The following is a 14292-nucleotide window of genomic DNA, read 5'->3' as shown; positions in this document are numbered from 1 at the left end:
TTAAAATCAATGAACCAGAATATAAATCAGCTTAATACAGTCCTTAACTACGTAAAAGATACTTTTGTAGGTAAAAATGATGTCGTAGATCTGTTGGGAATATGCCTGTTGGCAAGAGAAAATGCATTTTTATACGGACCTCCGGGTACAGCAAAATCTGCTATTGTCAGAACATTGGCCAAAACAGTGAAAGACGGAAAGAATTTCGAATATTTGTTAACCCGTTTTACAGAACCGAACGAAATTTTTGGACCTTTTGATATCAGAAAACTGAAAGAAGGTGAACTTTTGACCAATACAGAAGGAATGATGCCCGAAGCTTCCTTGGTTTTCCTGGATGAGATTTTCAATGCGAACTCAGCTATTTTGAATTCCCTTCTGACGGCACTCAACGAAAAAATATTTAAAAGGGGAAAAGAAACCAAACACCTTCCTGCACTGATGTTTGTAGGAGCAAGTAACGTTCTTCCGGAAGATGAAGCATTGAATGCATTATTTGACCGTTTTCTGGTAAGAATTAATGTAGACTACGTCAACCCCGAACTCTTACAACAGGTACTTTTGGCCGGAAGAAAACTGGAAAACGAAGAAGAAACGGAAGTTCCGGAAATTCATGCTGATGAGATCAGAGAATTACAAAAACTGTGTAGAACCATAGATCTTAAACCCATTTATGAAGTCTATCTGAACACAATCATGAGCCTCAGAAATACAGGAATTGCCATTTCAGACCGTAGAGCGGTGAAACTTCAGAATCTGATTGCTGCAAGTGCTCTGATCTGCGGAAGAAAAGAAGCCGTACTTTCTGATCTGTGGGTGTTGAAACATATCTGGGATACCGAAGAACAGATTGAAATTCTGGAAGGAATTATCAACAGGACGATTGAGAAAGATGATCATCCGGATTCCCATCCACAGGCCATGCAGAACAAAACTCCCAATCCTGAAGAAGTCATGAAAGACGTAAAAATTCTTGTGGAAAAATGGAATGAAGGAACATTGAGTTTTGAAGAACAGAATGTAATAAAAGATAAACTGAGATATCTGCAGACCCGTTGTGACTGGATCAGAAATCCGGAACAGAAGCAGTATATCCAGCAAGAAATTGAAAGCTTATGGCAGAAGATTCTTCAAAGCGTTTAAAAGAATTCTGGGCGGAAATTCCCCGTACTGATGAAGATTTTCTGGGCTCAATCAGAGACTGGAAGAATGTTCAGATTGCTGTAGATGATGATACTGTCTGGCTGAAAGGTTTTACCGATGAACAAGCAGAAGCTTCAGAAATACAACAATTGCCCGATTTTATTTTATATGAACTTCGTGATGGACTTTTATTCAGAAAAGAGGCTTTGGTTCCCAGTAAAAAAATGAGAACAGCTTTGCTTTGGATTCCCATAGACAAAGCATTACAGCTTAGTCTTCCACCTTCAAACCAAAACTATTTTGGGATTCATGAACAGGTTCAGATCCATCTAAAAGAAAGCAATGAAGAGCACCCGGTAACTGCTTTACTGTGTAATATTGCTGATATTAAAGACCGTATTGTAGCATTGCCCAGATTTAAACTTGAAAAAATACAATGGACTTTACTGGGAGATCAAGCACTGTTTGTAGGAGTTCCTTTACTCAGCTTTCCCGGAAAAACCTATTGGATCAAAGACAGACATTTACTGCCAGCCGGTCTGGATTTTGAATTTAAAAATGTAAGTCCACTGTTGCAGCAGAAATATAATAAAGAGCAGGAAGGATGGCTGTTATGGGATGAAAATGGAAATAATCTTTTGATTAAAGAGACCGATTTCCGCGCTTTGTCCGTAAGCTCATTCCGCCTTACCGAAAAATCAAGAGAATGGAATTAAAAACGTATTTCCAGTCCTACGAAAATTACTTTTGGGAATGGAAAACAGATGAAGATGTTCCCGGAGATTCCGGTTATCATGATCATAATCTCCTCTCGGTCCCGGGAGTGGGAGCCATTGCTTACAGACCTTATGTAATGGAGATTTTGAATTATCTTCAGCCCGTGGGATGGCCTCCGTTCGGGGCATTGCTTATGGTTTTATATGCAATGCAGGATGGCTATACAGATTTTGCCGGTCCATTAAGACGTACAGCAGAGTTTTATAGCGGAGAGGATTTTGAATTCAGAGTGGAAAAACAAATTGAATTTCTTGAAAAAATAAAATCACTTCCCAAAGCTTATAAACAAAGGCAGAACAGAATTGTACTGCTGCAGACTCTTTTTGAAAACGGACACAACAGATTGTCTCCAAGCCTTTCTGATGGTTTCCTAAGATTCTATTATAAAAGACCGCATGAACTTGCTTCCAGTGCAGAAAAACATGACGAAGGTTCATCAGCTTTAAACAAAGATTTAAGTGCTTTGAACCTGAACGAAAAATTTCCTACGGTACAATCCATCATTGATTCCATGAAAGGATTGGTTCATGAGCCGGAACTGGATGATGAGGTGGTAGAAGAAGAAACAACTGCAGATTCCAATAAAAATTTTATCAAAGAATTAATTGAAGAACCAAAGACTTTTCAGATAGGAAGCCTGATCAAAAGAATCTGGAGTGGCCTTAAAATTCCAATGCGTCATCTTTCTCCAGGTGAACAGCCTATTGGAGGCATTTCTGATATGACGAATAAAGGCGATTTTCACAGAATGCTTCTTTCCGAATTTGCCAATGAAGATGATATCTTTATAAATCGTGTGGCCAATAATGAGGTACTTTATATTCAAAGAGAGATTCCACCGGAAGAAAATATTTTTGAAAGAATTATACTGATTGATACTTCCCTTAGAAACTGGGGAACACCGAAAGTATTGGCTTATGCCTCTGCAATAGCCGTTATTAAACATCCCAAAGCCCATTCTGAATGTAAAGTTCTTGCTTTAGGGCAGGCGGCAATTCCGATTTCGCTTAATAAAGTAGAAGAAGTGGTGGAAAACCTTAACCAGGTAAGTCCGGTTCTGGAAGTTTCGGAAGCCCTGGAGAAGTTTTTTAATGAACACCATTCAGAAAAAGATATTGAAGTTTTCTTCATTACCCATCAGGATAATATGGCTGATGAGGAAATTCAGCGGGTTGTCCATCAGAATAGGGATAAATTAAAGTTCTTGGTAACAACGGCTTCAGATGGTGAAATCAATTTCTACAAACATCATAAAGGAGCAAGAAAGCATATTCAGAAAATAAAACTTCCACTGCAGGAGCTGTGGGCCAATCCGCCGCAACAAAAACAATCTGCTCAAAACTTCAACGGAAAGAAAACTGATCTTCCGAAAAACTATCCGATTCTATTTCCAACACCTGTTAATAAGATCGCTAAGTTCTTATATGAAGGGGAATTTTTCATTTTGAGTTCAAAAAAGGAATTACTGAAAACTTACCTTTCCGATAATTATTATGACAGACATTCTTACGATTATTATAAAACATATCATGGCTGTGAAGTTTTGTTTGATAAAATTTCCATAAAACCTAAAGGACAGTTTGCCTTAGCAAAAAACAGACAGCAGCACTTTATTCTGTGTCAGTATCATCCTGAACAGAAACTCATTTTAAAACTTAATCTTAATACCGGAGAATATTCTGACCAGAATCTTACAGGGATGAACATTCCGGAGTCTTACAGATTGATTTATTTTGGACGGAATTTCTATCTCCATCATCCGGATCATGCTACCCATTACAAAATCAATATTGATGGGAATATTGCTGTAGAGCCTATTACCGGAAAGGATAAAGAGTTTGAAAAAAATAATATAAAAGCCGAAGCCGAAGTCGCCAAGTTGAAAGGAAGTGGATTGAAGGTGATCAATAATTTCAATAAAATAGGAATCAACAAGTATGAAAACCTCGTTGTTTCCGGAAATGAATTATACAGTGCCTCCGAGAACACCCTTGATTTTTCCAAAAACAAATTTGATATCAAAATTTTTGCAGAACAGAATAAAAATAAATTTACATTCCCTGACGGAAGTGAAATTATTACCGATTCTAGGGGAATGCTAACCTTCCGAAGCAGTAATAAGAGTATAGAAGAATTTTTTATTCCATCTACATTGGGTGGTTTTCTCTCGTTGGCTACCTATACGGAATTCGGAGGATCAGAATATTATCTTCCGGAACACGCCTTGTTGAAAGTAAAAACAATGGATGATATGTGTGACAGGTTTTTAAAACCGTTTATAGAACAGATTTTGGATTATGGAGCTTAGAATAAAACCTTTCCCGAAAAATAATTATCCCAAAAAAGGACTTCTAATCAAAGGTTCTTCCCCTGTGGTATGGCTTCAGGAAATGGAAATGCTTGGGATCAATTTAAGTCAGGTACAATCTTTTGCAATTCCGGCAGACAGTCCCAATGTGCTGTACGGTTGTTTTCTCATTTTTAATGATCATGCTCCGCATGAAATAGGCAGGAATGCTTATTTTCAAAGTGTGGATGAAAGGCTTTTCATCCCTGAAAATACAACCTTTTATCCCAAAATAAATCCTGAAGACTGGGCACAGCTTGATTCTCGTTTTCTGATTATACATCCCGAATTCGGATTGGTAAAGCTCGCTGAAGAAATCGACTGGATTTCATTAATTCAACAGCCGGAAACCATAAATGAAACCATCAGAAAGCCTCTGAATGGGGTTTCAATTCCGCAGAAAATAGAAAGCTACACGGTGGAAATGGATGATGAAAAAGTAATGGAAGCATTACAGCCCAAACAAACCGAAGAAGAATGGATGAACGACCTGCCGTTTGATCTTAAAAAAGTAATGGCCGGAAATAAAAAAGAGATAGAAAAATACTTAAAATATATTGAAAAATACCCCGAAAGAGCAGTAGATTTAGGTGTTTCCCTGGATGTAATGGGAACTTCAAGAGGTGATGGATTTGGTAAATTTACCTGGCTGGAAGGATTATTTGGTGGTGCCGGAGGCAAAAAGGAGAGTGCAGGAACCAGAAATTTTCGCAGAGTATTTTGGGCGGTTATTATTGCAGCGATTGTTTTAAAGATTGCATTACCTTCAGATAAAAATAGGTCGGAGCAGGAAGAAAATACTCCTTCTTCAGGAAAGATAGAAAAAAATGCAGTAAAAGCACCTTCTGATATGATTGCTTTCCAGTCCGGAACATCGGAAATTGATCTTAAGATAGATTCAATATATCACCAGCAGAGAAAAGGATTATCCAAAGAACTTATTCATGCAGGAATCATTGAATCCAAAACAAAAGAAGACAAAGAAAATTATAAAAAAGGTGGCGGAAGAGACGTAAGCGAAATAGGAAGAGATATCGAAAAGCTCGTTCATAATGAAAAACAGAGCAGAGATTCCCTCAAAACCATTTACACCCAAAAAATTACAAAACATCTAGAACAAAAAACTGAAAAACTGAAACGTAAAATTTCAGATTCTCTAAAGCAATACACCAAAGGAAAACCGGTGAATGGAGATGTCGTTAAATATCTTCTGAAAAAAAGAAAAGCTTTAATGGCAGATTCCTTGGGGAAACTTTATGGGACGTTGGATATCGTAGACCCTGCTTCTGCTTCCATAGATAAATCGAAAGTAAAAGGAGTGGGTTCAGAAGGAACCCCTTTAGAAAAAGAAGCTCCTGTTTCAGATATCCTGTATATGGTAATCCTGATGATTGCCGGAGTAGGATTATACTCATTCCTGTTTAAAAATAAATCTTTGAATCTTGGAGGAGATTATGTGCCTGCCTGGGTAAAGTTTGTTTTAATTGCCATTCTTGTAGCCATGCTTGTATATTTATTTTATCCGTTGGTCAAAATGTTTGGATACAACTGGTTTGTATGGGTTCTGGTAATTTGCGTGCTGTTACTCCTTTACCGTCTGTTTAGAGAAGATAAAACCATTTTAAACTCCGATGATGATGAATAGACAGAAATTTATAGACAAATTTATGGCAGCATTTGTGCTGCTGGCCATGTTCAAGGTTGTCGGAATTGTAGCCCAATTATTCCATGAAAGTTTCTGGAGTGTACTGGGAACATTGGGTATTTTCTTAATTGTAGCTTTCATTATTCTTCTTGTGATCACTTCTTTAAAAGATAAGGAGCAAAACAACAGGAATTCATCAGGAAGAAAAGGTAGCGGAAGTAGCAGTTTCTATCTGGAAAACTCACTCTTTGACAGAATCAGGAGCAAATATGAAGAACTTGCCGAAAAATACATCGCTGAAAAAGACTATAAAAAAGCAGCAAGAGTTTATATGAATCTTCTGCAGGATAACTACAGGGGAGCAAAAACCCTGGAAAATGGAGGATTCTACAATGAAGCAGCTGTTGTATACCTTAAAAAACTCAACAATAAATCCGATGCTGCAGCCTGCTATGAAAAAGCGAAACAACATAAGAAAGCCATTGATCTTTACAAAGAAATGGAGCAGAAAGAAAAAGTAGGAGATCTTTATAAAGAAATCAACGATCTTAGAAACGCCCATTATTATTATCAGATAGTAGCAGATGATTATGTGAAAAACAGCCAGATGGTAAAAGCTTCTTTAGTGTACCGCAAAAAGATGGAAAAAACAGAAGATGCTCAGGAAGTATTGTTAAAAGGATGGGAAGAAGATAAAGACGCTTTCAATTGTTTGAATAATTACTTTGCCAATATCTTTGACATCAAAAAACTGGAATCGGAAATTCTGAATTTATACGAAAAAACTCCAGCCCATAAAAAGATTACTTATCTGGATGCTATGAAATATGAATTTAAAAAATCTCAGGAGCTGCATGCTGTAACAAGAAATATAGCCTATGAAATCATTGCTGAAAAAGTAACTACCCGTTCTGAAATTGTTAATGAACTGAAATTTTTCAATCCCAGTGATGAAGTGATTCTGAAAGATATTTCAAGATTCAAAACAGGAAGAAATAAAATGTTTAGAAATTAAATATTTAAAGATTGAATAATTTAAAAATTAAATAAAACGTTTGCTTCATCAAATCAATTTTTAATTGATTCTTCTTAGCTCCCTAAAATAAGAAACTCCTGAAATAAAACTTTGCGTTGAAGATAGCATGGCAATTCTGTTTTGTTGGAAAATCGCAAAGGCGCTAAAATTAATGTTAATGACGTTTTTAAAACGCAAGAAAATAGTAGGAGATCTGCAATACATTTTCTCGCAGATTGTTCAGATTATGCAGATTTTTATCATTAAGATCTGCTTGATTTGCAAAATCAGCGAGAGTTTAAAAATAAATAAAATCCTTACACCTTATAACAATTTTCTTGAGCCTTTGCGTGCTGAAAACCTTCCCCAAATTGTGAATATTATAAAATAATACCAAAAAAGATTTATCTTTGCACCAGAAAATTATGACAATACAAAGAGCACATATCAATGCAGAACTATGCGAAAGTCCTTCTAACAAAGGATTATTCGGACGTGATGAGGTGATATGGAATGAGGCGAAATGTGCTGACTTTGGAAATTATTTACTATAAACTTGTAAAAAATTAATCAAAATACAACAGAAACGCCTCGGAAAACCGAGGCGTTTTTTGTTTTTTAGGTCAGAAATTATTTAGAATGAAAAAAAATAACCATAAACATGAAAAATTTTTAATAAACAATGAAACTTTAATACGATAAAATAGAGTGATAAGCAACCCGGTGAGAGACAGTCATTTAGGTAATTAAGATATCTGCAAAATATTGCGGACAGAAATTCTCTACTCTAAAAACAACATGTAATTAATTGATTATCAATATTTTAATTTGAAAATTTATTTGCAGGTTTAAAAAAATCATATTTACTTTGCAACCGAAAATTGAAAGCAACAGGTTTTCAGGATTCAATTAAAAATAATTTAGAAACAAACAAAAATAAAATGAAACAGTTACACAACATATTCAATCGATATTCAAGACTATTCGGACAGGAGCCGACAGGTGTGGCGTGTATTCTTGAAAGTGGAATTGTGGATAAAAGGTGCTTATATACGTGGGTCATTTAATGATCTCTTACGTTAAAATATATGAAGCGCCTCCCGAAAAGAGGCGCTTTTTTTTATGGTTTCTTTAGCTTATTTGGTAAAGCGCCGGTCTGTGGAACCGGAGAACAGGGTTCGATCCCCGGAGATACCCAAAGCAGAAAATCTCATGGCTCAATTGGATAGAGCATCGGTTTACGACACCGAAGGTTGAAGGTTCGAGTCCTTCTGAGATTACAAAAAACGTGAATTGTAAAATTGATAAGCAAATTGATTATTGATGATTCACAAAACCAAAACAATCTCATAGCTCAAATGGTTAGAGCACCGGTCTTTTAAACCGGGGGTTGAAAGTTCAAATCTTTCTGGGATTACAAAAAGCGGTTCCGTAGCTCAACTGGATAGAGCATGGGTTTTCTAAACCCAGGGTTAGAGGTTCGAGTCCTCTCGGAATCACAAAAAAGGTTCATGGAAACTTTCCCATCCGGCTGTCTCCCGGAAAAGAAACAGAAGTGAACCCCAAAGCTGGAAAGATAACGGTGGTTGTTTACCCGTCTTGGACGCGGGAGGTCGCAAGTTCGAATCTTGCTTTCCAGACAATTGGTTCCATTAGCATAGAGGTAAGTGCATTCGGCTTTCTACCGAACGACAAGGGTTCGATTCCCTTATGGAATACAAATGATTTCGTAGCTCAAGTGGTTAGAGTGTCGGTCTGATACACCGAAGGTTGAAGGTTCGAGTCCTTCCGGAATTACAATGATTTTGTAGCTCAATGGTAGAGCACCGGTCTGTTAAACCGGAAGTTGAAAGTTCGAGTCTTTCCAGAATCGCAGGTAACTAATTGTTAATTGTTTCAGGAGAAAAAGAAAAAGTTTGTCGAGAGCAGAAGATCTTTACGCCAAACACGAAAAATACAGACAGGCTTTTCTTCTCTCCGGATAAATTAGAAATTAAAAGATATCATTTATAAATTTTTAGGTAAAATAAAGTTTGTCAAGCGCAGAAGTTCTTATATCAAACAAATGAAGACAGACTTTATTTTTTAATCTGATGGTTCGCCGAAGTGGAAGAGTCGGGGCGGTCTGCAAAACCGTTGTGTAAACTGAGTGGGTTTGAATCCCATAACCATCTCAATGTAAAAGCTATAGGAGATATAAGAATCTTTTATCACCTATAGCAAAGAATATCCTTTATTAATAAAAGAAAAAGGCTGTCGAGCGCAGAAGATCTTTACTCAAACATTCAATATAAAGACAGACCTTTTCTTTTTAAAAGGAAAAATGAGGAATTACTTATTACTCATAAAAATCCGGAAGTACGCCGAAGTTGGAGAGTCGGGGCAGACTGTAAATCTGTTGCTTCATTGCTGAGTAGGTTCGAATCCTACTACTTCCACCAACCGCTGATAATGTAATGGCAGCATGCAGGAAATGTACTCTTGTTGTTTAGGTTCGATTCCTGGTCAGTGGCTCAATGCTCTATTCGTCTAACGGTGAGGACGCCTGCCTTTCGAGCAGAAAACAAGGGTTCGATTCCCTTATAGAGTACTGGATGTGAATAGCTGGTCAATATTGAATTGATAATAATACCATGAAAGTTCAGATTTTTTTAAAAAATTGGCCAGTTACCATTCACACAAAAAATGAAGAAAAGAGAAAAAAGGACTGTCGAGAGCAGAAGATCTTTAGTCAATAAAAACAGACAGCCTTTTACTTTTTTAAACCAAAATACAATTAGGAAAAGAGAAAGGTTTGTCAAGCGCAGAAGATCTTTACAAACACTAACAGGCATAGTTTATCAACAGACAGAGCTTTCTCAAACCTAGCATGACATAAGTAATAAGCAATGAGCAATGAGCAATGAGTAATAATAAAAGAAAAAATATTACTCATTACCGATTACTCATTACTTATAAATTACGCCTCTCTATTCCAATTGGCAGAGAAAACGGCTTTAAACCCCGTAAAGTCCCAGTTCGAATCTGGGGAGAGGTACAGAATATGAGTAATAAGTAATGAGCAATGAGCAATGAGTAATAATGAAAAAAGAAAATATTACTAATTACCAATTACTCATTACTTATAAAAAACCTGCGGGAATGGTGGAATGGTAGACACTCTTGATTTAGGATCAAGCTTTTGGGGGTTCGAATCCCTCTTCCCGTACCAAAATATAAGCAATAAATAATGAGCAATGAGTAATAATGCCAGTCATAGATTTTCATATTACTCATTACTTATAAAATCCGGAAGAGTGGTGTAGAAGGTCTGCACGTTAGTCTGAAAAACTAAAGGTACAGGTTCAATTCCTGTCTGTTCCGCAAAAACATGAATGATAAGTAATGAGCAATCATTGATACCTGACTGATTTCTGATATTGCTCATTACCAATTACTTATTACTCATGAAATTGATTCATAGTGTAATTGGCAGCACACAAGATTTTGATTCTTGGAGTTTAGGTTCGAGTCCTAATGAATCAACAGCATTTACTCTGATAGTGTAATGGCAGCATCTCAGTCTCCAAAACTGATGGTATCGGTTCGAGTCCGGTTCGGAGTGCAAAAAATGAATAGTCAATTTTACTTGGCAAATGAATCTTTAAAAATTGACCGTAAAACGAATTGACAGTTCACAATTCACAAATTAATTTAAAACAAAATTTAAAACATGTAGAAAAAATGGAAACGCAACAACAAACATGGCAGAATATGAATGGAAAAATTTTCCAACACTCTATCACACAGCTGGTAGAAGAAGCCATCCTCCGCGAACAGGCCAATGGACACCGTCTGAAAGTATGTGTGGGATCAGACTCTCATGTATACGGAGATGCCATCAACTATGCTACAGCAGTAGTATTTATTCGTGAGGGAAAAGGAGCGTTTACCTTTATCAGAAAAGAAAGAGAAATACAGAGTATCAGTATCAAGGAGCGAATGCTGAATGAGGTCAACAAATCCGTTGAAATTGCATACGCGATCTGCTCTGTGTTGGATGCTTATGGTGTGGAAATGGAGGTACACGCAGACATTAATACCGATCCGGATTTTAAATCCAATGTAGCATTAAAAGATGCCATGGGATATATTCTCGGAATGGGATATGTGTTTAAAGCAAAACCTTTTGCTTTCGCCAGTTCCAACTGTGCTGATATGATGGTGTAATAAAGCTGGAAGCAGGATGACAGAAGCAGGAAGTTGTTTAATGATATGAAAATGAACTTCTTTCATCCGGTTTCCAACTTCCATTCAAAAATTAATAAAAGAAACTTAAAAAACAAGTAACCATGTATTTTCTAATTCAGGCTAATGTGTATTTAGATCCGGATCATTATAAAATTTTTGATGCATTGGAAGAATTGAATATTGATTATGAAGTCATTAATATTCCTCCTACCGCAGAAAAAATAGATTTTAAAACAGATAGGAAAGATGTTTTTGTATATGGTTCGGTGACGATTGCAAGATTGGCAAAACAAAATATAAACTGGTTTCCGGGTTCTTTTTACGGAGGAAATCATCTGTATGAAGTTTATTCAAAATATTATGGTGAAAACCTTCTCAATTACAATGTTTCTGTTCATACAATTTCCGGACAGTTGAATTGGAAAAAAGATGAAATAAAATTCATTAAACCATACAGTGAAGCAAAAATTTTTACAGGAAAAGTTTTCACGGAAACAGAATGGGAAGATTTTGTATTTGAAGCTTTGGAATCTCAAAATAATAGAATTAATGAAGATTCATTGGTACAAGTTTCTGAAGCGAAACGAACAATAAAAGAAGCAAGACTCTGGATTGTTGGAGGACAGATTATTGATGGAGGTTATTATAAGTTTAATGATAATGCTCCTTTTGAAGAAAAGGTTTCAGAAGATGGATTAAGTTTCGCTAATGAAATGATCAAACTTTTTAATCTTGAAGAAGCTTTTGTAATGGATATTTGTTTGACAAATAAAGGTTGGAAAATTGTTGAAATAAATTGTATCAACAGTTCCGGATTTTATCCAAACACCAATGTGAAAAGCGTGATTAAAGCATTGAACATTTATTTTTCCCATTAAATAATTAACTCATGGAAAAAACAAAAAGATTACTATTTCTGGATGATATAAGATACCCGATTGAGGCTTATCATTATACAAAACAGGACATTTTCCTCAGAAGCGATTGGCATATTGTTCGGAATTACAAGCAGTTTGTCAACAGGATTTTGGAAAAAGGACTTCCGGAAATGATCTCTTTTGACCATGATCTGGCAGATGAGCATTATTTGAAACAGGATTCTCAGGAATTTGTTGAAAAAACAGGATACGACTGTGCCAAATGGCTGATAGAATATTGCATGGATAATTATCTGGACCTTCCAGAATTCTATTGTCACTCTATGAATCCGGTAGGAAAGGAAAATATTCTAAGCCTTTTAAAAAATTTTAGAAACGATTAAAAACTAAAACAAAATGATTTTCAAAACATATAACGCTATAGAAAATGCTTACCAGGCCCGCGTGATCGAACAGATCAGGATGCAGGGTTTTGGGGATGAGGTTTTCATCGTACAGGAAAAAGTTCACGGAGCTAATTTCTCTTTCTTTACCGACGGAAAGGAAATTAAAATCGCGAAGAGAACTGCTTTCATCGAAAAAGATGAGAAATTTTTCAATGCCCATCAGATGTTGGAACGCTACAGAAAAAATGTAATAGAAGTGTTTCAAAAAGTGAAAACCATTTACCCGGATGTAGAAACTGTAGTGATCTATGGTGAATTGTTCGGTGGTGGATACAAACATAAAGAAGTAGAACCCGTAAAAGATGCAGTGAAAGTACAGAAAGGTATTGAATATGCACCTTACAACGAATTTTACGCTTTTGATATTAAACTGAATGGGATTACCTATTTGGATACAGAAGTGGTCAATCAGATTTTTGAAGAGACAGGATTTTTCTATGCAAAAATTTTGTTTCAGGGAAGTCTTGAGGAAGCTTTGAAATTCCCTAATGTTTTCAATTCAAAAATTCCGACTTGGCTGGGATTACCCGAATTGGAAGACAATAGGTGTGAAGGAACCATCGTAAAAACTTTGAAAACCAAATACTTTGGAAATGGTGCCCGAATTATTCTGAAAAATAAGAATGAAAAATGGGTAGAAAAGTCCAAAATGGTTAAAAAAGAGGGTAAAACTGTTCAAAAACAGATTCACTTCAGCGAAAAAGCTCAGGAGATCTGGGAAGAAATCCAAAAATATGCTACAGCCAACAGATTGAATAATGTGGTAAGCAAAATCGGCGAATTCGAACCTAAAATGATAGGTAAGGTAATTGGTCTTTTTTCACAGGATATTTTAGAGGATTTCCAGAAAGACTTCCCGGCAGCTTTTGCCACTATTGAAAAAGAAGAGCAGAAAAGGATCAACAAAAAGTTGAATTCTTTAGTCATTGATTTTATAAAAGAAGAGTTGATGACTCTTAAAGTATAGTTTCGGTAAAAAATTACCGAAACTTTTTTATGTATAATAAGTAACCATAAAAGTCAGAAGAACGAAAACACTTCATTGTATTTAAGAGAAATAGAACTCATGAATGTGTGACAATTCCCATCCTTTGGAGGGGTGGCGAAAATTCAAAGAATTTTTGACGGGGTGGTTTTAAAAAGAAAAAACAATTAAAAAATGAAACTCAATATATTTTTTACAGCAGACCATCATTTTGGTCACGAGAATATTATAAAGTTTTCAGAGAGACCCTTTGAATCACTGGACCATATGAATGAAGAACTCATTAAAAGATGGAACGAAAAAATTGAGCCCGGTGATACGGTCTACCATTTAGGAGACATGAGTTTAGGAAAACCGGATTTTACAAAAGAAATTTTAGATCGCTTACATGGCAATATTCATCTGATCAAGGGCAATCATGAAGGAGCTGCTTTAACGTATCCCAAACGATTTGCTTCCATCAGAGATTACCACGAACTGAGAATTGACGAACCGGATCAAAGTAATGGCAAACAGAAAATCATTCTTTTCCATTACGCCATGCGTACCTGGAATGGTTCACATCGCGGAGTCTGGCAATTATACGGTCATTCACACGGAACCTTACCGGATGATGAAATGGCACTCAGTTTTGACGTTGGGGTAGACTGCCACAATTTTTATCCGGTTTCCTACGAGGAAGTCAAAGAAATAATGAAGAGGAAAAAATGGACGCCTCCATTTGCTCCCAGAAATTAACAATTAACGATGAAAATGAAGCTTGAGGATATGAGAAGTATAAACCTAACTAACTTCTAACCTCTGGCTTCTAATTTCTAAAAAAATC

The 14292-nt window shown here is 36.2% G+C and carries 11 protein-coding genes and 16 tRNA genes; all 27 read left to right on the top strand.

Annotated elements, in window-relative coordinates; genetic code table 11:
• Positions 1 to 9 precede the first annotated feature (9 nt).
• A complete protein-coding gene (locus ACMA47_RS12520) occupies positions 10 to 1143 on the top strand; it encodes an AAA family ATPase (RefSeq protein ID WP_413930033.1) in 1134 nt (377 codons plus the stop codon).
• Positions 1116 to 1859 carry a hypothetical protein gene (locus ACMA47_RS12515; RefSeq protein WP_413930032.1) on the top strand — a complete coding sequence of 248 codons (744 nt, stop codon included), beginning with the start codon at positions 1116 to 1118 and terminating at the stop codon, positions 1857 to 1859. The genes ACMA47_RS12520 and ACMA47_RS12515 overlap by 28 nt, the downstream gene beginning before the upstream one ends.
• Positions 1850 to 4228, top strand: coding sequence for a hypothetical protein (locus ACMA47_RS12510; protein WP_413930031.1), 2379 nt, complete (start codon positions 1850 to 1852; stop codon positions 4226 to 4228). Before ACMA47_RS12515 ends, ACMA47_RS12510 begins: the two co-directional genes overlap by 10 nt.
• Positions 4218 to 5912 (top strand): APC family permease, encoded by a 1695-nt coding sequence (locus ACMA47_RS12505; protein ID WP_413930030.1) that lies wholly within the window; start codon positions 4218 to 4220, stop codon positions 5910 to 5912. The genes ACMA47_RS12510 and ACMA47_RS12505 overlap by 11 nt, the downstream gene beginning before the upstream one ends.
• Complete coding sequence (locus tag ACMA47_RS12500) at positions 5899 to 6927, top strand: hypothetical protein (protein ID WP_413930029.1); 1029 nt, start codon at positions 5899 to 5901, stop codon at positions 6925 to 6927. The genes ACMA47_RS12505 and ACMA47_RS12500 overlap by 14 nt, the downstream gene beginning before the upstream one ends.
• A gap of 425 nt (positions 6928 to 7352) precedes the next feature.
• Positions 7353 to 7481, top strand: a complete 129-nt coding sequence (locus ACMA47_RS12495; RefSeq protein WP_413930028.1) for a penicillin-binding protein — start codon at positions 7353 to 7355, stop codon at positions 7479 to 7481.
• A 576-nt stretch (positions 7482 to 8057) separates the two neighbouring features.
• A tRNA-His gene (locus ACMA47_RS12490) sits at positions 8058 to 8125 on the top strand.
• Between the two features lie 8 nt (positions 8126 to 8133).
• Positions 8134 to 8207: transfer RNA gene (locus ACMA47_RS12485), tRNA-Arg, on the top strand.
• A 63-nt stretch (positions 8208 to 8270) separates the two neighbouring features.
• A tRNA-Lys gene (locus tag ACMA47_RS12480) sits at positions 8271 to 8344 on the top strand.
• Between the two features lie 8 nt (positions 8345 to 8352).
• Positions 8353 to 8426: transfer RNA gene (locus tag ACMA47_RS12475), tRNA-Arg, on the top strand.
• 69 nt (positions 8427 to 8495) lie between these two features.
• Positions 8496 to 8567: transfer RNA gene (locus ACMA47_RS12470), tRNA-Pro, on the top strand.
• 6 nt (positions 8568 to 8573) lie between these two features.
• A tRNA-Glu gene (locus ACMA47_RS12465) sits at positions 8574 to 8645 on the top strand.
• Positions 8646 to 8650: 5 nt separating this feature from the next.
• A tRNA-Ile gene (locus ACMA47_RS12460) sits at positions 8651 to 8724 on the top strand.
• A 4-nt stretch (positions 8725 to 8728) separates the two neighbouring features.
• Positions 8729 to 8800 (top strand) — tRNA-Asn (locus ACMA47_RS12455).
• 219 nt (positions 8801 to 9019) lie between these two features.
• A tRNA-Cys gene (locus tag ACMA47_RS12450) sits at positions 9020 to 9101 on the top strand.
• Positions 9102 to 9281: 180 nt separating this feature from the next.
• Positions 9282 to 9368 (top strand) — tRNA-Tyr (locus ACMA47_RS12445).
• A 77-nt stretch (positions 9369 to 9445) separates the two neighbouring features.
• Positions 9446 to 9517: transfer RNA gene (locus tag ACMA47_RS12440), tRNA-Glu, on the top strand.
• Between the two features lie 373 nt (positions 9518 to 9890).
• Positions 9891 to 9964: transfer RNA gene (locus ACMA47_RS12435), tRNA-Leu, on the top strand.
• A gap of 98 nt (positions 9965 to 10062) precedes the next feature.
• A tRNA-Leu gene (locus ACMA47_RS12430) sits at positions 10063 to 10138 on the top strand.
• Between the two features lie 79 nt (positions 10139 to 10217).
• Positions 10218 to 10290: transfer RNA gene (locus tag ACMA47_RS12425), tRNA-Phe, on the top strand.
• Positions 10291 to 10380: 90 nt separating this feature from the next.
• Positions 10381 to 10452, top strand: a tRNA-Gln gene (locus tag ACMA47_RS12420).
• 8 nt (positions 10453 to 10460) lie between these two features.
• Positions 10461 to 10531: transfer RNA gene (locus ACMA47_RS12415), tRNA-Trp, on the top strand.
• Between the two features lie 119 nt (positions 10532 to 10650).
• Positions 10651 to 11136: a ribonuclease H-like YkuK family protein gene (locus tag ACMA47_RS12410; protein ID WP_034693776.1), complete on the top strand. Its 486-nt coding sequence runs from the start codon at positions 10651 to 10653 to the stop codon at positions 11134 to 11136.
• A 122-nt stretch (positions 11137 to 11258) separates the two neighbouring features.
• Complete coding sequence (locus ACMA47_RS12405; protein WP_413930027.1) at positions 11259 to 12035, top strand: ATP-grasp domain-containing protein; 777 nt, start codon at positions 11259 to 11261, stop codon at positions 12033 to 12035.
• Between the two features lie 11 nt (positions 12036 to 12046).
• On the top strand, positions 12047 to 12418 hold the full coding sequence (locus ACMA47_RS12400) for a cyclic-phosphate processing receiver domain-containing protein (RefSeq protein ID WP_413930026.1): 372 nt from the start codon (positions 12047 to 12049) through the stop codon (positions 12416 to 12418).
• A 13-nt stretch (positions 12419 to 12431) separates the two neighbouring features.
• The gene (locus tag ACMA47_RS12395) at positions 12432 to 13448 is read left to right on the top strand and encodes an RNA ligase, Rnl2 family (protein ID WP_413930025.1); all 1017 of its coding nucleotides are present in this window, start codon (positions 12432 to 12434) and stop codon (positions 13446 to 13448) included.
• Positions 13449 to 13640: 192 nt separating this feature from the next.
• A complete protein-coding gene (locus ACMA47_RS12390) occupies positions 13641 to 14204 on the top strand; it encodes a metallophosphoesterase family protein (RefSeq protein ID WP_413930024.1) in 564 nt (187 codons plus the stop codon).
• The last annotated feature ends 88 nt before the right edge of the window (positions 14205 to 14292 follow it).

The sequence above is a fragment of the Chryseobacterium sp. T20 genome (assembly GCF_047345655.1).
Taxonomy (GTDB): domain Bacteria; phylum Bacteroidota; class Bacteroidia; order Flavobacteriales; family Weeksellaceae; genus Chryseobacterium.
Note: the sequence above shows the minus strand (reverse complement) of the source record. Positions and strands in the feature narration are given on the sequence as shown.